The following is a 23,001-nucleotide window of genomic DNA, read 5'->3' on the forward strand; positions in this document are numbered from 1 at the left end:
TTTGTCGTTATGGATTGTTCAGATCGAAAATCAGTGTTTCACTGTTGTAGGAGCAAATAGCGCGATGAATTTCCAGGCAATGGGAAGTAACGATTATTTTATAGGTGCCAGGCGGCTGACCCTTGCTGTCAAATTCAAACTGAAAATGTCCCTGCTTATCGCTCGGATATGATTTTTCTGTGATTACAACACCCGATGCAGTGGTGACCTGAAAATTCAGTAACACATCCGCTGTTGGCAGCGCGTTGTAATCCACCCAGCCGTTAATTACAATTTTTTCGCCAACGGTATACTGTGTGCTTGGTTCAACAAGAACGGGTTTTGAAATATGCGTGGCGCCCGCATGCATTGAGATAACGCATAAAAACAGCATCAGCATGCTGGTCAAAATATTTTTGTATTTTAGTCCCATTGGCATTTTATGTTTATCAAATAAGTCCATGATTCCTGGATCGTAGCGCGTTGCATTGATAGTGTTGAGATCGAATGTTACTTAATAATTATGATCCATCAACGAGATTTCAATCCGTAACCTATTAAGAAATATAACAGGTGTAGTAAGACAAAGCCAGTTTAACTTTAAACAGGGTGATCGAAAAAAATCAATTGAATGGCGGCGATTGAAAAAGAGTTTATTTTCTGGGCGCATATAAATCGGTAATCGTGCCTTCTGCGATTTCGGCGGCAAAAAAGACCGTTTCAGACAGCGTTGGATGTGGATGTATAGTTAGGCTGATGTCTTCCATGTCCGCACCCATTTCAAGTGCCAGAACAGTTTCAGCAATAAGTTCACCGGCATTGGTTCCGACAATCCCTGCGCCCAGAATGCGGCGTGTTTTTTTGTCCAGAATCAGTTGTGTCAACCCTTCTTCACGCGCCATGGAGATTGCCCGGCCGCTGGCGGCCCATGGGAAGCTGGCCTTTTCATATTCAATACCCTGCTGTTTGGCCTCTTTTTCGGTCAATCCCATCCAGGAGATTTCGGGATCTGTGTATGCAACCGAAGGAATTGTGCGTGCATCAAATACTGCCTTATGACCGGCAATGATTTCAGCAGCCAGCTTTCCTTCATAGGTTGCCTTGTGTGCAAGCATGGGGTTGCCAATAATATCGCCGATGGCAAAAATATGCTGAAAATTGGTGCGCAACTGCTGATCGACTCCAATAAAGCCTTTTTCATCAATCTGGATGCCGATACTTTCGGCGCCGATATTAAACCCATTTGGACGGCGGCCTACCGCCATCAGGATGCAGTCATAGGTTTTTGTGTCAGGTGCATTGTCGCCTTCGAAACTGACTGCCATGCCTGATTTCTTTGCTTCAATCCTAGTTATTCTGGTGCTCAGATAAATGGCCTCATACTGTTTCTTGATTCGCCGGGTTAGCGGTTTGACCAGATCGGCATCCGCGCTTGGAATGAGTTGATCCATAGATTCAACAATGCTTATTTTGCTGCCCAGCGCTGAGTATACTGTAGCCATTTCCAGGCCGATAATACCGCCGCCGATGATCAGCATTTGCTTGGGTATTTTTTTGAGCTTTAGTGCGCCGGTAGAATCAATGATGCGCGAGTCATTGGGAAGGCCTGGAGTATGCGTGGCGCTAGAACCCGCTGCGATAACGCAGTAATCGAATGAAACGGTTCTGATTTCTTTGCCAGTTTCCACTTGCAGCATATGTGGTGTGATAAATTTGCCCATGCCATGCAAGACCTCGACTTTACGCTGTTTGGCCAGCGCTTTTAGTCCTTTGGTCAGTTTCCCGATAACGGACTCTTTCCATGCTCTCAATGTGTCGAGCGAAATTTTGGGTTTACCGAAAACAATACCCTGATTTTCGGCTTCTTCAGCTTCGGTGATAATTTTTGCAGCATGTAACAGCGCCTTGGAGGGAATGCAGCCGACATTCAGGCAGACGCCGCCCAGTGTGTCATAGCGCTCAATCAGGATGACCTGTTTGCCTAGATCGGCAGCACGAAAGGCAGCGGTATAGCCGCCCGGCCCGGCGCCGAGCACCACCACTTCTGCGTGAAAATCTCCGCGCTGAATATTTTCAGGTGACGGGACAGGTTGCGTTTCGGTGTGTACGGCGGGCTGCGATGGCTGTATCGTTTGACGTTCATCGGATTTTTGCGCAATTCGTTCATTACCAGAAGGCGGTTCTGGTTCAGTGGTTTCCTCCTGTTCGACAGCCTCCAGCGTCAGAATCAGCGAACCTTCAGAGACCTTGTCTCCTACTTTCACTTCGACGGATTTAATTTTTCCAGCCTTTGGCGAAGGTACTTCCATCGTCGCTTTGTCGGTTTCCAGCGTGATCAGCGAGGTTTCTTCCCACACGGTGTCGCCGGGCGAAACAAGTACCTCAATTACGACTACATCGCTGAAATCGCCAATGTCGGGAACTTTTATCTCAACAATCTGAGCCATAGTGTATTTTGAGAGAGTCGATTAATTACCAATGCACCACAATCATTACTGCCTGATCTGCCCGTCACCCAGAACGATAAATTTTTGGCTGGTCAGACCTTCCAGTCCCACCGGGCCGCGCGCATGAATTTTATCGGTGGAAATACCGATTTCAGCCCCAAGGCCGTACTCGAAGCCATCCGCGAAACGCGTGGTGGTATTGACCATTACCGAACTGGAATCCACTTCGCGCAAAAAGCGACGTGCATGGGTGTAATTTTCAGTGACAATCGCATCGGTATGCTGCGAACCATAACGGTTGATATGCTCAATCGCCTGATCCAAGCTGTCAACGACACGGATACTTAAAATCGGCGCCAGATATTCAGTCGACCAATCGTCCTCGGTTGCCGGATTCATTTGCGCAATGATGGTGCGGGCTGTTTCATCGCCGCGCAGTTCGACGCCCTTGTCCAGATAAATTTTACCGAGTGCCGGCAGTATTGTTTTCGCAATATTGCGATGCACCAGCAGCGTTTCCATCGTGTTGCAAGTGCCATAGCGTTGTGTTTTGGCGTTGTCGGCAATTCGGATCGCCTTGTCAAAATCCGCCTGGTCATCGATATAAACATGGCAAACGCCATCGAGATGCTTGATTACCGGAACACGTGCTTCATTGGAAATGCGTTCGATCAACCCCTTGCCGCCGCGCGGCACGATAACATCGACAAATTCATGCATAGTAACCAGTTCGCCCACGGCAGCCCGGTCGGTGGTTTCGATCACCTGCACCGCCGTTTCAGGTAGGCCGGCAGCGATCAAACCTTCGCGAACGCAGACTGCAATCGCCTGGTTGCTGTGGATCGCTTCGGAACCACCGCGCAGAATCGCCGCGTTGCCGGCCTTGAGACAGAGTCCGGCTGCATCGGCAGTGACATTCGGACGCGCTTCGTAAATAATGCCGATCACCCCGAGCGGTACGCGCATTTTGCCTACCTGTATGCCGGACGGACGGTAATTCAACCCCGAAATTTCGCCTATCGGATCGGCGAGTGCGGCAATCTGTAATAGTCCCTCCGCCATGTTTGCAATGCCTTTTTGCGATAGCGTCAGGCGGTCAATCATCGCCGCTTCCAGTCCTTTTGCTTTCGCAGCGTCCAGATCTTTCGCATTGGCGGCCAACAATTTTTGTTCATCGCGCCGGATCGCATCCGCCATTGCGATCAAAGCCTTGTTTTTGTCTGCTGTTTCAGCTCTAGCCATCAATCGGGACGCGGTGCGTGCTTCATGGCCAATGGACTGCATATATTGTTTAATAGTGGTAATGCTCATAAATTCGCTTTGCATGGGTAAGGCTGATTGTTTGTTATTATAGTATAAGATGACTTGTGTTGGCTTATACGGCATTGAATTACATGTAACTTCATTCAGTTTTTGTTCAGTTTCTTATTTGTAAAATTGCGTTGCGAGAAAGTTGTTGAATTCTGACCAACTGACTGATTTAGCAGATGCATTATTGGAATTGTGGCGAAGGTTTAGTGCGTGGGCGAATTTGAAGTTGAAATAACAGGTGTTTATGGCAGGTTGTTTTGAGGTTTTGCTGGAAAGTGTTTTAGATATATTCCTGCACTTCAGAGTAAAAGTATATATTTCCAGCAGCTTATGTTTTTAATCAAGAAAATGCGTGAGCAAGGTTACACTGAAAAGCGCTTTAATTTTTCTTGACGTTGTAAATATGCGACAATCTTGGTATAAACATTGAAAAAACATCGCTACGCCACTTGCCAAGCCTGTTGCTTTTGTGCAAAATGCGTTCTAACTAGCTTTTTGTGTGAGCATGTGAAGTATATTTTAGATATTCAAGCATAAAGAGTCAGAGCAAAAGCTTGCAATTTTTTTTGATTTTAATTTTACAAGGGAGCACCCATGGATAACCAGGAAACTCAAATTCACAAGATTGTTGCAGGAATGTTCGGTATTGCGTCTGGCAGTGACCTGCTCGCAATAATGAATAGCTTTGCAACAGCGAATGGTAATCAAGCCTTTGCGGTAAAACTGGCCACATTTTTACCTGAAGCTACTGTAGAAGAACGAGTCGATTCATTGATGACCAACTTCGGCTTTGTTAATGATGAAACCGCCCCAGAAAGCCCAGGTTCACTGGCTCATACATACTTCCATAATGCTTTGGATGGTGGCGCTAATGTGGGTAATGTTGTCTATGCTGCAGTTCAGTTTCTGTCTTCTGAAACATTGGCTGCCGACTTTCCGGCATTCGTGCCTTGGGCCAACCTGTTAGCCAATAAGGCGCAATTAGCAAGTACATATTCGGCTAATTTCCCTTCGACCACACTTGAAGAACTGGCCGCTCCACTGAATGTGGAAAATATTCCAACTGATTCTGTGCTGACAGAAGAGGCTGCAATCGCCTTATTGGCTGCGGGTGGCATAGTAATCGATGTTCCGACCAGCTTTACATTGACAGCAGAAGCGGACTCAGTAACTGAAGGTGGCGCACTGACATACACAGTAACAGCCAGTGAACCAGTTACCGAAGATACCGATGTCGTATTTTCAGTTGTTCCTGGCGATTCTGCAGCGGCAGATCAGGGTACCAGCACGACAAACCTGAATGACTTTGTTTCAGGTACATTTAATCCTGTAACAGTAACTATCGCAGCAGGTAGTACAACAGCAACATTCACCGTTACCGGTTCAGATGATAGCGTAACCGAGTTGGCTGAGACCTTCAGTGTTCAGGCTGTTGTTGGCGGTGAAACGCTAACGACAACCACAACTCTGCTGGACTCGACAGCGTCGCCAGTGATTACCCTGACGACGGGTGCCGATAACATTCCTGGCACATCAGGTGCTGATGTCATCAGCGGTTTTGTTGGAACAGGTACGACCTCAACACTAACAGGTGCTGACACCATCGTAGGCGGTGGAGCGACTGATACCCTCAATATTACGAATACCTCTGGTGCCGGTGTAACAAATACCAATGGTGCGTTGGTAAGTGAAGTTGAAATATTCAATCTGCGCGGTTCAGCGGCTGCTGACACCTTTGCATTCGATGCATCAAGTTCAGTTGGTGTAACTCAAGTCAACAATTTCCAGAGTCTGGGTGCGCTTACAGTTACGAATCTGCCGGCAGGTGGTAGTGTTGGTGTGGTTGGTAATGGTTCAGTACAGAACGCAGCGACAACAGCAACCTATACAGCTGGTGCAACAGCACAAGTACTGAATATTTCTGGTGGTACAAAAGGTACTGGCGCCATTGTAGTTAATGGCGCAGCTGCTGCGGATCCAACCTCGCTGACAATTAACTCAAGCGGTGCAGCCAATACAGTTGGCACAATTACTGCAAACGGTACTGTTACAACTACTACAATCAATGCGTCAGCGGCCTTGAATGCAACAAGCCTTTCGATCGGTACCAATACAGCAGCTCAGTCTCTGGTAGTGAGCGGTGCGGCAGCAGACGTTGCCGCAACAGCTTCGGCAGCTGAAAATTCAGCAGTTGTATTAGGCCTACTTGATACTGACTTTGCGTCAGTAGATGCTTCAGGCTTAACAGCAGGTGGTGTATCAGCAACGTTGTCAGCAACTGTAGCGGCTACATTTACCGGTGGTGCTGGTCAGGACATGGTGACAACAAGTACGAGTGGTCAAACAGGCGCAGTAAATGCAGGTGGTGGTGACAAGGATGTGTTGACACTGGCAAACGCCACACACATTGATACAACAGCTGAAGGTGCTATTTATCAAGGATTTGAAATTCTGTCATCGGCTGCTGCAGCGATCGATATGGACCTGATTACCGGCTCTACAATTACCGGTATCTGGCTGGGCGCTGCGGGCTCCAATGTTACAGACATGAACGCGACGCAAGCTGGAAATGTAACGGTAATCGGCGCTTTGGGTGCAACCACATTAGGCATTAAAGATGCAACAATGGTCGGCACTATCGATACATTGGCATTGACCATTTCAGATGGAGATACGACCACTTCAGAAGCATTGGTTGCTGGTGGTGATATCACCATGGCTGGTGTTGAGAACATCACCATGAATGCAATTGATGATGCTACCTTTACCTCAATGGCAAATATTACCGGCATGACAAACCTGACGGTAACGGGCGGTGGCGATGTAAGCATTACGACGGGCGCTCAGGCACTTGGCGTTAATGGTACATTCGATTTCTCGGCACTTACAGGAACATTAACATTTAATGCTGCAGCAGCAAAAACAAATGCTTTTGCATTCCTGGGCGGCACCAATGTTGATACCGTAACCGATAACGTGATTGGTGGTAACAGCATCAATACCGGAGCCGGTAATGACGCCATTACTTTGACAGCTAAGAAGGGTGGAACATCCGGAACAACAGTCATCGGTGGTGCAGGTGCCGATACGATTACCAACAATGTGATTGGTAATGGTGCTAATGACGGTCTGGTATTTAGATTCGCAGCAGGAGATTCAGTGAGTGATTCATCAACCACGGGTATCAGCGCAACATTGACAGATACCATTACCGGTTTGGATGGTGCGACACTGGGTGCAGCCGCAGGTATTTCTGCAGAGTTTGATACAGAAGTTCAGGCAACGGCTGTAACAGCGGGTAATACCGATGTTGTCCTGGGAACCACAACGGTTACCAATGCTGGTGACTTCTTCGTCAATATCGATAGCGCCACAGTTGCACATATTTATCAGGATACTGATGGCGATAAAATTATTGAGGCTGGTGAATTTGCAGTGACCTTAACCGGTATTGCAACAGATACCTTACTCGCTGCCGACTTTACCATAGTGAGTGGTGATCTGATGCTCATTACGACCTAATATTGAGCGAACCATCAAAGTGAATTCGTGTTAGGGTTCACTTGATAGACATAAAACCCTTGGTTATGAAAATAACCAAGGGTTTTTTCATGTGTGAATTATGGTAAGGTTGAGTTTGATCAGCAATTTAATCACATCTGATGCGAAGTGCTACAAATCAGGCTTAAGATATAACAAGCCTTTAATTTGTACTTGATAAACATATGACAGGCGATTTAAACGAAAAAGTTAAGCATTATCAAGAGATGCTAAATTTGAAGCCCGATAATGTAGATGCTTGCCTAAATCTGGGTGCAATCTTGCAGCAAAACGGAGCATTGATACAGGCCAAAGAAATCTACCAAAGATTTATTGCAAGAAAGCCAAACTGTGCAGAAGTTTATTGTAATCTGGGTATTACATTAAACGCATTGGGAGATCAGAAAAATGCGATCGAAGCTTTCAAATTGGCGATTCAGTATAAACCAGAGTTGCCGGTTGCTCACTATAACCTTGGAAATGCGCTGCAAATCCAAGGAAAATTTGGAGAAGCGGAAAATGCATACCGGGAAGCAATACTTTTAAATCCAAACTATAAAAATGCGCATAATAATTTGGGCAATATTCTGCAAACGACAGGACAGCTCGTTGCTGCTGAACAGCATTTAAAATTGGCGCTACAACTGGATCATAAGGACGCACAAACACTTAACAACCTTGGCAATGTTTTCAAGCACCAGGGTTTATTTGATAAATCGGTTGAATATTATAGAAAAGCGCTTTTATTGAAGCCAAATGATCTTGAGATTAACAGTAATTTGCTTTATGCACTCAGTGCGGATGCGAATTGCTTACCTGAAGTGTATTTGGCAGAAGCAAAAATATACGGACAAAAGGCTAATGCAACAGCGGAACCTTTTCAGAATCATCAGGATATTCTTGGTGAAAAAGCATCACGACCGATAAGAATCGGTTTTATATCAGGTGATTTAAAGTCGCATCCAGTCGGCTTTTTCCTGGAGAATACGCTGAGTTATCTGGACCGGAATCAGTTTGAATGCGTTGCTTATCCAACTAGAGATTTGGAAGATAAGCTAACAGAAAGAATAAAACCCTTTTTTAGCCAATGGCATGTCATTGCAAGCCTAACTGATAAAGAAGCTGCGTTTAAAATACATCAAGATAAAATAGATATATTGGTGGATTTGGCAGGGCACACAGCGTTTAACCGGCTTTCATTATTTGCCTGGCGGCCTGCGCCCATACAAGTGAGCTGGTTAGGCTACTTTGCTTCTACAGGCCTGGATTGTATTGATTATCTTTTAGCTGATCCAATTTCTGTGCCTGAATCCAGCCATTCACATTTCACCGAAGAAATTTGGTATTTGCCGGAAACGCGGATGTGTTTTTCACCACCGGCTGATAACGCTTCGTTGAATGTAACATCGTTACCAGCGATCAGAAATGGATATATCACTTTTGGGTGCTATCAAATGCTGTCAAAATTGAACGATGATGTTTTGAAGTTATGGGCTGAAATATTCAGACTGATGCCGCATGCGCGATTTCGGATTCAGAACAAACAATTGGGGTGTCCAGAGACAAGAATGCAGGTTATTAAACGTTTTGAGCAATTCGGAATAAATATGGAGCGGGTAACGATGTACGGACCACAATCACGGCAGGAATATTTGGCCAGCTATGCAAATGTTGACGTGATTCTGGATACCTTTCCATACCCAGGTGGAACGACGACTTGCGAGGCGCTATGGATGGGAGTGCCGACATTAACACTGACAGGTAAAACGCTACTTGCACAACAAGGTGCAAGTATGCTTACTGCAGCAGGTCTTTCAGAATGGGTGGCAGAAAATACTGATGAATATGTTAGGAAGGCAGTTGAGCTATGTACCGATTTGTCTGGATTGGCTAAATTACGACTCAGTTTAAGGGAGAATGTACGGAAATCCCCCCTAATGGATGCAAATCAGTTTGCTAAAAACTTGGGGGCAGCATTTAATAGTATGTTTGAAACAAAACGCGTACAAAAGGTGAAAATGCGTATGGGCGATGATTCAATGGAGAAAGTTGTCCTGCATGTGGGTTGTGGATCAAGAGATAAGGCGCACACAACTCCAGGGTTCAATACTAGTCTTTGGCGGGAAATCAGGTTAGATGTTGATGAAACAGTTAACCCCGATATTGTAGGCACTATGACAAATATGGCGGATGTAAATGACGCTTCAGTTGATGCCATTTTTTCTAGCCACAATATTGAACATTTGTATGCACACGAAGTAACGCTAGCGCTTAAGGAATTCCTGCGAGTAATCAGGCCGAATGGTTTTTTAGTAATCACTTGTCCTGATCTGCAATCAGTTTGTGCCTTGGTGGCGAACGATAAACTGACTGAGCCAGCCTATACATCACCTGCCGGTCCTATAGCGCCAATTGATATACTTTATGGATATCGCCCCTTTATTGAGCAAGGCAATTTCAACATGGCACATAAATGCGGATTTACTAAGAAAGTATTAATTGGAACTTTGCGCCAGGCCGGATTCATGACTACTGCAGCGATTAATCGAGGTCACCCACATTATGATTTATGGGCTGTTGCAAGTAAATCAGAAATTACGCATGATGAAATTTGTAACTTAGCCGAACAGCATTTTCCGTTGCTACAAACTCAAGTTTAGTCAGTTGAAAGCAATCGCAACTTTCTCATTAAGAAATGACATAGCAAGATGGTCGATGAGACCAACATTAATGCAATACAGAATGTTGATCTATAGAAATCTTGAACCCCCATGTATATGTGAAAAAGACGGAAAAGGACATCACACAAAAAAGACGTCAGGTTTTGCATTAAAACAAGCGAAGGTCTTTCATTAAAGCATTGTAGATGTTGTTCAGCAAGATTGAGTGTGAGCGTAGGTCAGGTTTATACTTTCTATAATGAAGCCGGTAATCGGATGGAATGTGGAAAATGAAGCATACTTCATATAACAGCGATAAGCATAAGACAAAATTCTGTAAAAATTAAATATAGATTTGACACTCTTGTAATTGTTTAAAGGTTTAAGAACAGAATTAAAGTTAAGCTGGAATAACAATATTAAGGGCGCCTCTAAAAAATTTAGAGTTTTAAACAAGACGAGGCCAGTTCTTGTTGATAGCAAAAAATATTGACGCAGCATATGATTGATATATAAGGAGATATTTTTTGTGAACAACGACGTATTGTGACGAAATATGGATTTTTAGCGTAGTAATCGGGATTCTCCCGAAAGGCGTTTGAAAGAAACAAAATATAAAGTCGATAAGTAGGAATTTTTATGCATCATATAATCAAAGAGTTATAATTGTTTCTTGAAAGAGGTGCCCTGGTAGCAGTTTTTGGGGAAAGTTAATTGATGGTAGGCTGGAGTTGCTTGTGTGCTCTGCCATAATGCAGAAACACTTGACAAATAAAGAAACCGGGCATAGGCTGAGGCATATACATTCATGTTGAGTTATTAAAATGCCGCAAACTGAAAGACATATCCGGTTGTTCCGCAATGGCCGAAATCAAGCGCTACGCATCCCGCGAGAATTTGAGTTGGAAGGGACGGAAGCCATTATCCGTAAGGAAGGTTGTCGCTTGATTATTGAACCCGTTTCTAAGGGACGCTTGCTCTCACTACTAGCCAGGCTGCCGCAACTGGATGATCCTTTTCCGGATGTCGATCAAGACTTGTCATCGCTGGAAGATACGACTCTCTGAATATGTCGCTTCGTTATTTGCTCGATACCAACATACTCTCCGATCTGGTTCGTAAGCCGCGAGGTATCATAGCGGAAAAAATTTCTGATGTTGGAGAAGATGCTGTATGCACAAGTATAATAGTCGCATCGGAACTTCGATTTGGTGCTATTAAATCCGGTTCAAAACCATTACAACAGCAAGTTGACCTGATTCTTTCAGTGTTAACTATTTTGCCATTAAAAACACCCGCTGATAATCATTACGGAAATATACGTTTTCGTTTAGGCGTTCAGGGAACACCTATTGGCCCCAATGACATGTTCATTGCAGCTCATGCATTGACTGCAGCACTTATTGTGGTTACAGCCAATATCAAGGAATTCTCACGAGTGCCTGATCTTGTAATAGAAAACTGGCTGACCTGATCGATGAGAAGATGGGAGCGCCCTTAAAGCATTTTTGAGGTTGTTCGGTAAGATTGAGAGAGTGCTTATGAATTTTCCAAGTTTCTGTGCAGCATGCAGAGTAAAATATTGCTGGAACTAATAATAAAGAAAACATATTGATGTAAAATGTTTCTACAACAGCAAAGCTGGTAATAAACTATGGCACTTGCAAAAGAAGACATTGAAGAAATCAGGAACCTGATTATTACTACCCATATCAGTGCAACAGCCTGATATGGGTAGTAATAATGTGCGTTATGAACTGGAAATCAGAGAAAGAATCGTTCGGGTTGAGGAAGAGTTAAAACATCAGCGGGAACTGATGATTGAAGGCTTTAAACAAATCGATAAACGCTTCGATCAAGTCGATAAACGCTTTGAACAAGTGGATAAACGGTTTGAACAATTCGATAAACGTTTTGAAGTTTTAACCTTGCGTATTGACCGTTTTTTGATATGGTCGTTTACCACTACACTAACGGTGGGTGGAATTATTATTGCGGTTATCAAATATATGCCTTAATTTAAATTTTGGGTTGTAGTGGAGATGAATAGATTATAGGTGTTAATCCATCAAACACACCCAGTTTAAGCTGGAATTTAGAGAGTAGAGCAGTATTGCTTGTTCAAAACAGTGGTTAGCATGTTGTTAACCACTGTTTTTTTGTTTGGTAGGCCGTGAGAGACTCGAACTCTCGACCAACGGATTAAAAGTCCGCTGCTCTACCAACTGAGCTAACGACCCAAAATAAAGGCGAGTAGTATACCTGATTTGAGAGGTAATACCAAATTGGTTTGTAATAATTCTGAGTGGATTAATCGCCTATTCTAAAGCAAGGGGTGCAGGGGGTGAATCGTTAAAAGACGTGTTGTAGGGTTTATTATGCAGATCATAAGCCGGTAAAATTATAGGTAAATCATGGTATAAAAAATATTGATTTATAAGCAAATTAAAGCATTGAGATGAAGAAGAAAAAAGTAGTAGTTAAAGCGCGAAAGAAAAAAGGAAATATCAACGGATTGGTCAGCAGATGGCTATGGCGGTCTTTTTTGTTGGTTGCTTATGTTTTGATCATGTATCAACTCTGGTTGATGAGCCATGTGCTTTATTGGAAGCATAACAATCCGCCAAGCAGTGCGTTTATGCAGAGTCAGTTGAAAATGCTGAGAAACGAAGACCCTAACGTTACTTTACGTCATACATGGATACCTTACCGGAAAATATCCTATGAAATGAAGCGTGCCATTGTAGTTGCTGAGGACAGCAAGTTTCTCCAGCATAACGGTTTTGATTATGAATCAATTCAGAACGCGTTTAAAAAGAATCTGTCGCAAGGCAAAATAACAGCCGGTGGATCCACCATCAGCCAGCAGCTGGCTAAAAATTTGTTTTTATCCGAGAAGAAAACACTCTGGCGCAAGCTACAGGAAGCGCTGATAACAGTAATGCTGGAAACAATTATGTCGAAACAGCGCATACTGGAAATTTATCTGAATATTATCGAGTGGGGAAACGGCGTGTTCGGTGTAGAAGCAGCAGCGCAGCATTATTATGGGCGTTCAGCTGCTTCGCTGACAAAAGATCAGGCGACTTATCTGGCCGCAATGGTTAACAATCCACGTTATTATGATGCGAATCGGAATTCGCAGCACTTGTTGAAGAAAAGAGATGTATTACTCAGTCGGCTACATTCGGCGAAAATACCTTAAAAGATTGAAATCGCGGGGATGAGAACGATTTTGGCCAAATATCACAATGTGTACGCTTGGGGTGTACCATTTATGCTATGTGTATACGGTAAATTGCAGGACAGCGAGAAAGTTGAGCATGCGGCAAAAACCGTACTGTTTTGTTATGCGGCTAATAGTCACTATCATCAATTTAATTAACATGCCATGACTGAAGAAAATAAAAACGAAGAAAACGAAAAACTGCATATCCAGTTGCAGCGTATTTATACCTTGTTGAACAAGTACAAGCTTCTGCAGGGTTTTGTCGATATGCAGCATGATATGGGCGAGGCGTTGGCAGAGTCGTACATCCAAAAAGAGAACCTGATTGAGTTGCAGCAACTGGTGGATAAAATGCATCCGGCGGATATTGCAGACTTGTTGGAATCTTTGCCGTTAGAGAACAGGCTGCTAATCTGGGGACTGGTCAAGCCGGAATACGATGGTGACGTATTGCTGGAAGCCTCCGATGCAGTGCGCGAAACACTGATTACTGACATGGGAACACACGAGCTCGTGGCGGCTGCTGAACAACTGGATGCGGACGAAATTGCCGATCTCGCTCCAGATTTGCCACAGGTTGTTATGGAAGACGTGTTCCGTTCGTTGCCCATAGCAGAACGTGAACAGTTGCGTGCGGCGATGTCGTATTCGGAAGATTCTGTGGGTGCGTTAATGGATTTCGACGTGATTACAGTGCGTGAAGATGTCCGTCTTGAAGTTGTGTTGCGTTATTTGCGCCGTCTGGAAGAATTGCCGGATCATACAGATCAGCTGTTTGTGGTCGACAGGAATGAGTGTTTAAAGGGTGTGTTGCTGATCAACCGGATATTGGTCAGTGACCCCGATATGTTGGTTGCCGATGTGATGACCAAGGAGATGGTGACGCTGCATCCCGATGATAAGGCACAGGATGCGGCGCATGCGTTTGAACGATACGATCTGGTTTCGGCGTCTATTATTGATCAGGATAAGAAATTGCTCGGCCGGGTTACTGTTAATTCTGTAATCGATTTTATTCGTGACAAAGCCGAGAATGAAGCATTGCATCTGGCGGGTCTGCGCGAAGAAGAAGATCTTTTTGCGCCTGTGTTGAAGAGCGTTAAAAACCGTTGGGTATGGCTCGCGATTAACCTGGTTACAGCATTTATTGCATCGCGTGTGATTGGTTTATTTGAAGATTCAATAGAAAAGCTGGTGGCATTGGCGGCGCTTATGCCCATTATTGCCGGTATTGGTGGCAATTCAGGCAATCAAACGATTACCATGATTGTCCGTGCGCTTGCTTTGGGGCAAATTAATACCAGCAGCGCCTGGAAGCTCATCAGTAAGGAAATCGGGGTGAGCGCGGTTAATGGCCTGATTTGGGGTGCAGTTGTGGGTATCTTCACTTTTGCGATCTATCAAAACGTTGAACTTGGGCTTGTCATGATGCTGGCGATGCTGCTGAATCTGCTGCTTGCGGCGTTATTGGGTGTACTGATTCCGCTTACGTTACGCAAACTAGGCCGTGATCCAGCTTTGGGTTCCAGTGTCATGATTACGGCGGTAACCGACAGTGGCGGATTTTTCATCTTTCTGAGTCTGGCCACGCTGTTTTTGCTTTAAGCAGTATTGGGGAATAAATACAAAAATTTTTCTTAGGCTCTGTTCCAGTTGATTTTTCACTGAACCTTGTATGCCACTTGACGTGCATAGGATGTCTGACTAACATAGCGTAAGAAAACATACTGTTTAAGTTGTTTTCTATGCTTTTCATTAACTATTATTAACCATTTAAAGGGCTTTATTTATGTCAAAGTTGAAAAAAACTTTATTATGCGGTATTGCTCCACTGCTGGTGGCGAGTATGCTGGGTGTGACAACTCAAGCAATTGCTTCCGGCGAAAGATTATATGGCCGTTTCACAAAAGATAACGAGTTGTATACACCTAGAAATCATCGCGAGTGGGTCTTTATTGGTTCAAACGTTACACCGAATGATATGAATGACGGCGCTGCAGCATTTCCAGAATTTCATAATGTTTATATTGATCCAGGCAGTTACGCACACTGGAAAAAAACCGGCGAATTTCGTGATGATACAGTGATTGTTAAAGAATTGACCAGTGTTGGCGGCAAGGCAGCACCGAGTGGAAACGGTTATTTCCAGGGAGAATACGGTGGCATGGCTGCAATGGTCAAGAGCGCGAAACGTTATCCGGACAGGCCAGGAAACTGGGCGTATTTTGGTTTTCCTGAAGATTCCAGACACGGCGCAATTCAGGAAGATTCAGCATGTTCAGCATGTCATCAACAGAATGCAGAACAGGACCAGGTATTCACACAATTCTATCCTGTTCTTCGTGCAGCCAAACCATAAGTCTATTTGCTTGTTGACATCATGATCAATCGTTTTTCGATTGATAAACGTAACAGAAAAAACGGTTGACTGGATTTATTTCAGTTAACCGTTTTTTTTTTATATTGTTTCTGACTTAGCTCGGGGCAATGAACTGTATCAATTAGCATCCATTTTTATCCCGGCAAAGCAGAGTGAGTGTAGCGTAGCCCGCTCATTTGGAATCCCAAACCTCGTGACTTATGCCGTGTCTGGCCTGTTCTGGGAGCAACAGAAATAATTCACGCATTGAGAATCGTCTCAGGCAAATCTAAAAACTGTTTTTCCATTCTCGTAATGCGGTAAAAACATCTACCGGTTTATTCAGCATTTTTCCTGCATATTGACTGACGGTTTTGATGATTTCCGGTTGCTGACATCGCAAGAAAGGGTTGCAGGCTTTCTCGATTGCTATACTTGTGGGCAATGTGGGCGTGTTTTTGTTGCGTAACAGTTTTGCACGGTGCTCCTGTTTTTCCAGGTCGACATTATTCGGTTCTGCAATCCTGGCAAAGGCGATATTTCCCAGTGTGTATTCATGCGTACAATATACCAGTGTATCTTCAGGCAAGTCTGCCAGTTTTTGTAAGGATCGATACATTTGTTGCGGCGTTCCTTCAAAAACGCGCCCGCAGCCACTGGCAAATAACGTGTCTCCACAAAATAGGATATTTTTGTTTTGGGATTGTTGTGGAGATCCGAAATATGCGATATGTCCACTTGTGTGGCCGGGTATCTCGATAATTTCAAGTGAAAGTTGCGGCATTGAAATATGGATTGTGTCACCTTCCTGAACAGGGTGTGTTACAGTTGAAATTGCTTCCAGCTTCGGACCATAAACAGGTACGTCAAATCGATCCAGTAGTGCTTGATTGCCACCAGTGTGATCGCTGTGATGATGTGTAATCAGGATTGCTTCAAGCTGCAATTGATTCGATTGCAGATAATTTAATGCAGGTGTGGCGTCGCCCGGGTCAACAACTATCGCATGCCTGGAATTATGGATAATCCAGATATAATTATCTCTAAATGCGGGTATTGGACTGATTTGAAGCGCCATCATGCCGGGGGTTTATTGATGTAGAATTGAAAGAATCTGCTGTTTAGCTTAATTTAGAATATAGTATCAGATTACTGTAGTTAAAACGTAGTTAAAACCGTTTTTCATTTTTCAGGCATGACCATACAGACAGCTCAACAATGGTTTGCAACATCGCTGGGGCAATATATTGTTGATAATGAATTTAAATATTTCGATCAGGTTGTCGCCAATATTTTTGGCTATAACGCCATACAAATGGGTATGCCGCAATATGATTTCCTGAGAACAAACAGGATGCCCCTGCGTTTTTTTGTAGGGACTGAAAAAAATAACTCGCTGATCTCTGCTTGTGATTATCTGCCTATAGCCGGTGACACGATTGATTTGATAATTATGCCGCATGTGCTCGAATTTAATGAAAATCCACATCAAATACTTCGAGAGGTATATCGTGTCTTGATACCGGAAGGGCATGTTGTTATTTCAGGATTTAATCCTTTCAGCCTGTGGGGGCTGCACCACCATTTTGTATCTGGCCAGAATGAATTTCCATGGAATGGGAATTTTATTACACTGTCCCGCTTAAAGGACTGGTTAAAATTGTTCAATTTTGAAATGCAAGGTGGAAAACTATGCTGCTACGTGCCGCCTTTCAAGCAGAAAAACTGGCGTCAACGATTTAAGTTTATGGAAGATGCCGGCGACCGTTGGTGGCCTATTTCTGGGGGTGTTTACTTTTTGCATGCGGTAAAACATAAGTATGGTATGCGAATTATTAAGCCGGGCTGGAAAAACAGCTTGGCGGGCAAGAAGAAAATAGCAGCGGCAACCCAGCGAATAAAGCCATGAATATGATCAATTCAGATTAAGTATGGTGAAGGAAAAAGAAGACAAGGTAGTCGAAATTTATACTGACGGTGCGTGCAAAGGTAACCCGGGTATCGGTGGCTGGGGCGCATTATTGAAATACGGGGCACGTGAGCAGGAGATATTTGGCGGAGAAAAACTGACCACCAACAATCGGATGGAATTACTTGCCGTAATCCGTGCGCTTGAGCTGCTAAAACGCCCTTGCAATGTGCGCCTGCATACAGATTCGCAATATGTGCATAAAGGTATCAGCCAATGGATACAAACCTGGAAAGCGCGCAACTGGAAAACGGCCGATAATAAACCGGTCAAGAATGTTGATTTGTGGAAACTGCTGGATCAGTTATCGCAGAACCATGATATCACCTGGTTGTGGGTGCGTGGACATGCCGGACATGAAGGAAACGAGCGGGCGGATATGCTGGCTAACCAGGGCGTGGAAAAAATCAATGCTAAGTGTCAAGCTGAATAATTACTGAGATTCATATGCGACAGATTGTACTGGATACTGAAACAACAGGACTGGAATACAAGCTCGGGCACCGTATAGTTGAGATTGCGGCGGTTGAAATCTGTAACCGACAGCTAACAGGCAACCATTTTCATCACTACCTGAATCCGGAACGGGAGAGTGATGAAGGCGCGCTGCAAGTTCATGGCTTGACCCGCGCTTTTCTGGAGGATAAACCCAAATTCAGGGAAATATACAAAGACTTTCTCGATTTTATCCATGATGCTGAACTGATTATTCATAATGCCCCTTTTGATGTGGGTTTTCTAAATCATGAACTGGGCCTGGAAAAATTGTCCACAGTGAATGCCTATTGTTTACAAATCACCGATACACTTAAGCTGGCAAAAGAACTCCATCCCGGTAAACGTAATAATCTTGATGCCCTGTGCGAGCGTTATAAAATCGATAATTCCAAAAGGACGCTGCATGGCGCTTTACTTGATGCGGAACTCCTGGCAGAAGTGTATCTTTCCATGACGCGCGGTCAAGAGACTCTGTTAATGGATTTGGATATTGTCAGTCCGATCTGTAATCAGGGTGCCGATGAGATAAAAAACCTTAATTTAAGTGTCTTATCTGCAACTGAAATAGAACTTCAACTGCACGCCGAACAGTTAGACCGTATTGAAAAAGAAAGTAATCATCGATGTGTATGGAAAAAATTGGGTTTATGAGTTTGAAGTGGCAAATAATAATACCTTATGCGATTAAAAGAAGACAGTAGGCGCCGTTTCTATCCTGCAAAAGCTGGCCTGTTACGACGTATAGTTACAGGTTATTTGATTGTTGTTGGGGTATTTGCGCATATTGCTGTAATTATTGGTTTTATTGCAGCTTTAAAATATTTTCAGCTGACACCCAATCAATTGCTTGTCAGGGCTGTTGAAAAGAGTCCAATTAACATGCCCGGGTTGGTTGAAGCGATAGCACCAGCCCCTAGATTCTCAGACCACATATTGGATGGCCGGATTCGTGTCAGTTATCCACGGATAGTGTTACCTGAATTATCCGGCTGGTCCGGTCAGGGAATGCCGGATTTAATTGCGCAGCGCATTGCTTTGTACTCCAAAATCGGTATCCTTGATTTTGATCCTTGCAAACCGTCTTCCGATATCCTGATGTTATCCGCTTGTTGGGTCAGTCAAGGTGATCAGCAAACTGCATCGCAACTCATTGAGAATCTTAAGCAATTCAAGCAAGAAACACCTACAGCAAGTGGAAATTACCAATATGGCTGGCAATTGGCATTCGCTTATAATTTAATTGCGAATTACTCAGGTTTGTCACAAAATGATCGCGTACAAATTGAAACAAAAATTGAGCAGCTTCTACAAAGTTACTTGAGATTGCTCGATGATCCCTCTCCATCGTTGTGGCATGGACGCGCTTCGCTGGCGTCAATTGCCTGGCTGAATGCCGTAACCCTCAACGCAACACCTGAAGATAAACATCGTTATCAATTAATCGCACGTGCTCAAGGCCATTTTCTCGATGTGATCAAGGCACTTGAAATTACCGAGGGATGGCCGGAAGGTTTTAATTACTGGATACAAAATCGCGGTTTTATTATCAGCCTGGCTGCGAGCGCCTATGTGAATGGGTTGACCAATTCACAGCACACAGAACGCGTTGTATATATTTTAAAACGTATTGGACTTTGGCATATCTATGCCACTCGTCCCGATAATCGGATTGAGAATCTGGGTGACGAGGGCTCCAGGGTTGATCTCAAAGATGAAACGCGCCGAGTTATCGACATCATTGCTCAGACCACGCGTGAGCCGGTGTTTGTGAATTACTCGAACTATTTACAACAATTGCATGGTGCGGAAAGTTATTTTCACGGATATCGTTGGGGAATCAGGCTGTTTAACGATCCGACCATTGCGAATACGGCTTTAACTCGTTCGTACGAAGTGTTGCGTCAAAACACCGCAAATTTGAATTATTTTGAAACGCAGATACCGCTTGCTGATTTGTTTGGCCGTGGCGGCCTTAACCAGGCTTATATTCGCTCGGATTGGTCGCCTGAGGCCACGTTTATCAGTTTCCGTGCGGGACACATATTCACGCATCATGGCCATTACGACGCCGGACATTTTACGATATTTAAAGGCGCGCCCCTGGCGATAAACAGCAGTGCATACGGCGAATACTTCGGCGCCAACCGGCTCAACTATTCCATTCGGACTGTTGCAAAGAATTCGTTGTTAATTTTAAGGCCGCATGAGAAGGTGCAACCGAACCGTTTTTTTGAACAAAATGTATCTGACGGTGGGCAGCGAATAGTTTTTCCTACCGGGAGTGCAGTACAGAGTGTCAACGACTGGCGCAGGAAACACAATGCTGCCCCGTATTTAAGTGGCGGTAAAATAAACCATTTTCACACGATCGACAGGGAATATACCTATATTTCCTCGGATCTGACGAATGCCTATAACACACCGGCTCATGATGAAGGCGGTCGCGGCGGGAAAGTCAATGAAGTTAAACGCGATCTGGTGTATTTGGCCAATGAAGACCGTGTGCTGGTTTACGATCGTGTCGTAAGTACGGATCCGTCGTATACCAAGAAATGGCTGCTGCATACAGTGAATCAGCCTCAAGTGAAGAATGCTACAGCGCTGAAGGGAGAATTGACCAATGGAATTTCTGAGACAACCGATTCTGTTGCTTTAATCAAGAATGATTCCGGACATTTGCGTATTGACCGTATTTACCCGGAAGATGCAAAGATCAGATTGGTTGGCGGGCCTGATTATCAGTATTATGTAGAGTCTGATGGCGATGAAACCGTGCTGGATGGCGAGAATTTTTCAAGTGGGGCTTCCTTTCATCCCTGGTTTGATATCGGAATGTGGCGTATTGAAGTTCAACCCGGAGCACCGCGATTGAGAGATGAGTTCCTTATTGTCTTATCACCCAGCCTGAATGCGCCGCGTGCTGATAAACCCAATCATCTGCTGATCAACGGCATGGCTGCAAAAGGCATAGAAACCGCACAAAACATTGTGGTATTTGCTGAGACTGTGGCGCATGGTGAATTTGAAATCATATCCGGGAGTCATTTGTCGAAACAAAAACAGCGCACCTTATATGTTTTTGGAATGCCGATAGGTATGCAGGTAAAGGTAAATTATGGCGCGGAAGAGCGCATAATTGCTGTAAATTCAAGTGGCGTTTTGGTTACCCCGCTTAATACAGCTGCTGCGCGGATCGCCTTGAGTTGGTAAATGTTATGGATGATTACTCATTGGTATCCAGTAGGCTATCCAGTTGAAGGAGTACTGGCATCCCGGTGGAAATTATCCTATGATTGCCTTTTTATATCATTTCGATCAATTGAGTCTGAAAGGGAACAGCAGTAAATGGAATGGGTGTTAGCCATCGTCGTGTTGACAATAGCCTGTATGGTTTTATGGTTCTTTTCCTCTAAACGGGTTTCACTTGAGCCTGGACAATTGGCGCCTGATTTTAAATTAACTGACCAGAATGGGAATGTGCAGACTCTAGCAGATTTCAGGGGGAAATGGCTGGCGTTATATTTCTATCCAAAAGATGATACCCCGGGGTGCACCCGTCAGGCGTGTGCGTTTCGTGACGATCTGGACAAATTAAAGGCGCTGGATGCAGAAGTAGTCGGCGTTAGCGTGGATACGGTTAATAGTCATGTTGATTTTGCCCGGAAATTTGGCTTGCAATTTCCACTGCTGGCCGATACGGCTGCAGAAACGGCTACGCATTATCGTTCGCTGTTGAATCTGGGTATTGTTAAATTCGCCAAACGGAATACTTTTTTAATTGACCCGTTTGGTAAAATTGCCCGGGTATATCTTTCGGTAAATGCCTCACATAATTCAAATGAAATTGTTTCAGATTTAATGTATCTAAAAAACATGAATAGTGAGAATGAATAGACGAACGAGAATATCCTGGTTTCGTGTCATTGATGGGGAGCTATTGGAGCTGTTTGGAATCAATCAAAAATCATGAGACCGGGAATAAGTATAAGGCGGAACCGCATAAACCCATACTTATTGTAGGCAGGAGTATCAAATATAATGGCAAATTTTACAGAAGAGCAATTAACACAGATCAAATCTGCTTTGCACAAACGTTATCTGGAACTGCAGGAAGAAGTGCGAAGTGAGCTTGTGCAGAGCAGTGAAGAATTTGATATTCGAGAGGCAGATGATATCAATAATATTTTGGCTGATGTCGATACCGCATTAGTTGATAAGCAAATCAATGAAATGCGTGAACTTGAAATGTCCGAGAAATATCTGATGGAACTTGAGTTTGGTGATTGTGTTGATTGCGGAGAGGAAATTGGATTTGAACGATTAATCGCAAATCCCTCTGCGCAACGTTGCATCGAATGTCAACGGAAATATGAGAAATTATTTCCGCACGACTCGAATCCATCGTTGTAGCTGTTTCGATATTGCCGGGACGGATTGCTGCTTAACTTCTGAGCAAAACCAATACTGCGCCGCCGCCGCCATTCTCCGGTCTGGCCTGGCAAAAGGCGAGTACAGACTGATGTTGTGCTAACCAGTTGCCAATACTGTTTTTCAATACAGGAATCCGGTCTTTGGAACTGAGTCCTTTGCCATGTATGATTTTTATGCACCGGAAATTGTTTTCCTGGGCGCTATTTAAAAAAACTGCCAGCTCTCTTTTTGCAGTTTTCTGGATGAGCCCGTGCAGGTCCAGGCTGTCCTGAATAGGCCAGTAACCGCGTCTTAAACGGCGCAAGGTTTGCCGTGAAACACCTGATCGTAGAAAAGACCATTCGTCGTCGACGTCAGTTTCCATAATATTTGCGTCGGAAACGGTATCGGTCTCAGAGAATTGTTCGTATGCGTTTTTTTGCCGCGGCACAGGCTCCGGTTTCAACGCTTTCAGAATGGTCTTGTCAGACGCAGCTAATGGCGCAACATCTTGCATTGCTGCACGAAACAAGTTGCTGTCGTTCATATCCGCAGGCGTTAAGCCATTCTTTTTGGTCATTTGTCGATTGCGTCAGGCG

The 23,001-nt window shown here is 44.2% G+C and carries 20 protein-coding genes and 1 tRNA gene; 14 read left to right on the plus strand and 7 right to left on the minus strand.

Going from position 1 to position 23,001, the window contains the following annotated elements; all coding sequences use genetic code 11:
- Positions 1–7: 7 nt before the first annotated feature.
- The 3 genes from MRK00_07185 to MRK00_07195 form a co-directional block, all read right to left on the minus strand.
- Positions 8–412, minus strand: a complete 405-nt coding sequence (locus tag MRK00_07185; protein ID MDR4517155.1) for a hypothetical protein — start codon at positions 410–412, stop codon at positions 8–10.
- A gap of 220 nt (positions 413–632) precedes the next feature.
- A complete protein-coding gene (gene lpdA / locus MRK00_07190) occupies positions 633–2,426 on the minus strand; it encodes a dihydrolipoyl dehydrogenase (protein MDR4517156.1) in 1,794 nt (597 codons plus the stop codon).
- A 45-nt stretch (positions 2,427–2,471) separates the two neighbouring features.
- Complete coding sequence (locus MRK00_07195; protein ID MDR4517157.1) at positions 2,472–3,737, minus strand: glutamate-5-semialdehyde dehydrogenase; 1,266 nt, start codon at positions 3,735–3,737, stop codon at positions 2,472–2,474.
- Between the two features lie 594 nt (positions 3,738–4,331).
- Here MRK00_07195 and MRK00_07200 point away from each other — a divergent pair.
- Positions 4,332–7,259 carry a hypothetical protein gene (locus MRK00_07200; protein ID MDR4517158.1) on the plus strand — a complete coding sequence of 976 codons (2,928 nt, stop codon included), beginning with the start codon at positions 4,332–4,334 and terminating at the stop codon, positions 7,257–7,259.
- Between the two features lie 441 nt (positions 7,260–7,700).
- Here the strand turns inward: MRK00_07200 and MRK00_07205 are convergent, their stop codons facing one another.
- Positions 7,701–7,946, minus strand: coding sequence for a hypothetical protein (locus MRK00_07205; protein ID MDR4517159.1), 246 nt, complete (start codon positions 7,944–7,946; stop codon positions 7,701–7,703).
- A gap of 158 nt (positions 7,947–8,104) precedes the next feature.
- On the opposite strand from MRK00_07205, the gene MRK00_07210 reads away from it, so the two are divergent.
- From MRK00_07210 to MRK00_07225, 4 genes are all read left to right on the plus strand, one after another.
- Positions 8,105–9,937: a methyltransferase domain-containing protein gene (locus MRK00_07210; GenBank protein MDR4517160.1), complete on the plus strand. Its 1,833-nt coding sequence runs from the start codon at positions 8,105–8,107 to the stop codon at positions 9,935–9,937.
- 824 nt (positions 9,938–10,761) lie between these two features.
- Positions 10,762–11,004, plus strand: coding sequence for an AbrB/MazE/SpoVT family DNA-binding domain-containing protein (locus tag MRK00_07215; GenBank protein ID MDR4517161.1), 243 nt, complete (start codon positions 10,762–10,764; stop codon positions 11,002–11,004).
- A gap of 2 nt (positions 11,005–11,006) precedes the next feature.
- The gene (locus tag MRK00_07220) at positions 11,007–11,411 is read left to right on the plus strand and encodes a type II toxin-antitoxin system VapC family toxin (GenBank protein ID MDR4517162.1); all 405 of its coding nucleotides are present in this window, start codon (positions 11,007–11,009) and stop codon (positions 11,409–11,411) included.
- A gap of 256 nt (positions 11,412–11,667) precedes the next feature.
- Positions 11,668–11,955, plus strand: a complete 288-nt coding sequence (locus MRK00_07225) for a hypothetical protein (GenBank protein ID MDR4517163.1) — start codon at positions 11,668–11,670, stop codon at positions 11,953–11,955.
- 146 nt (positions 11,956–12,101) lie between these two features.
- Here MRK00_07225 and MRK00_07230 read toward each other — a convergent pair.
- Positions 12,102–12,177, minus strand: a tRNA-Lys gene (locus tag MRK00_07230).
- Between the two features lie 218 nt (positions 12,178–12,395).
- Here MRK00_07230 and mtgA point away from each other — a divergent pair.
- The 3 genes from mtgA to MRK00_07245 all read left to right on the plus strand — a co-directional run bounded on the left by mtgA (position 12,396) and on the right by MRK00_07245 (position 15,525).
- Positions 12,396–13,142 (plus strand): monofunctional biosynthetic peptidoglycan transglycosylase, encoded by a 747-nt coding sequence (mtgA, locus tag MRK00_07235; protein ID MDR4517164.1) that lies wholly within the window; start codon positions 12,396–12,398, stop codon positions 13,140–13,142.
- Positions 13,143–13,328: 186 nt separating this feature from the next.
- Positions 13,329–14,771, plus strand: a complete 1,443-nt coding sequence (gene mgtE, locus MRK00_07240; protein MDR4517165.1) for a magnesium transporter — start codon at positions 13,329–13,331, stop codon at positions 14,769–14,771.
- Between the two features lie 184 nt (positions 14,772–14,955).
- Positions 14,956–15,525, plus strand: a complete 570-nt coding sequence (locus MRK00_07245) for a cytochrome P460 family protein (GenBank protein MDR4517166.1) — start codon at positions 14,956–14,958, stop codon at positions 15,523–15,525.
- A 289-nt stretch (positions 15,526–15,814) separates the two neighbouring features.
- On the opposite strand, the gene gloB is transcribed toward MRK00_07245, so the two are convergent.
- Positions 15,815–16,603: a hydroxyacylglutathione hydrolase gene (gene gloB, locus MRK00_07250; GenBank protein MDR4517167.1), complete on the minus strand. Its 789-nt coding sequence runs from the start codon at positions 16,601–16,603 to the stop codon at positions 15,815–15,817.
- A gap of 117 nt (positions 16,604–16,720) precedes the next feature.
- On the opposite strand from gloB, the gene MRK00_07255 reads away from it, so the two are divergent.
- The 6 genes from MRK00_07255 (at position 16,721) to MRK00_07280 (ending at position 22,402) form a co-directional block, all read left to right on the plus strand.
- A complete protein-coding gene (locus MRK00_07255; GenBank protein ID MDR4517168.1) occupies positions 16,721–17,434 on the plus strand; it encodes a class I SAM-dependent methyltransferase in 714 nt (237 codons plus the stop codon).
- A gap of 22 nt (positions 17,435–17,456) precedes the next feature.
- Positions 17,457–17,927 (plus strand): ribonuclease HI, encoded by a 471-nt coding sequence (gene rnhA / locus MRK00_07260; GenBank protein MDR4517169.1) that lies wholly within the window; start codon positions 17,457–17,459, stop codon positions 17,925–17,927.
- 14 nt (positions 17,928–17,941) lie between these two features.
- Complete coding sequence (gene dnaQ / locus MRK00_07265; protein ID MDR4517170.1) at positions 17,942–18,643, plus strand: DNA polymerase III subunit epsilon; 702 nt, start codon at positions 17,942–17,944, stop codon at positions 18,641–18,643.
- Between the two features lie 27 nt (positions 18,644–18,670).
- Entirely contained in the window at positions 18,671–21,202 is a 2,532-nt protein-coding gene (locus MRK00_07270; protein MDR4517171.1) for a hypothetical protein, read from the plus strand.
- Between the two features lie 135 nt (positions 21,203–21,337).
- Positions 21,338–21,886, plus strand: a complete 549-nt coding sequence (locus tag MRK00_07275; protein ID MDR4517172.1) for a peroxiredoxin — start codon at positions 21,338–21,340, stop codon at positions 21,884–21,886.
- Positions 21,887–22,030: 144 nt separating this feature from the next.
- Positions 22,031–22,402, plus strand: a complete 372-nt coding sequence (locus tag MRK00_07280; GenBank protein MDR4517173.1) for a TraR/DksA family transcriptional regulator — start codon at positions 22,031–22,033, stop codon at positions 22,400–22,402.
- A 31-nt stretch (positions 22,403–22,433) separates the two neighbouring features.
- On the opposite strand, the gene MRK00_07285 is transcribed toward MRK00_07280, so the two are convergent.
- A complete protein-coding gene (locus tag MRK00_07285; protein ID MDR4517174.1) occupies positions 22,434–22,982 on the minus strand; it encodes a Smr/MutS family protein in 549 nt (182 codons plus the stop codon).
- Positions 22,983–23,001 lie beyond the last annotated feature (19 nt).

Origin of the sequence: Nitrosomonas sp., from assembly GCA_031316255.1 — a bacterium.
In the GTDB taxonomy this organism is placed as follows: Bacteria; Pseudomonadota; Gammaproteobacteria; order Burkholderiales; family Nitrosomonadaceae; genus Nitrosomonas.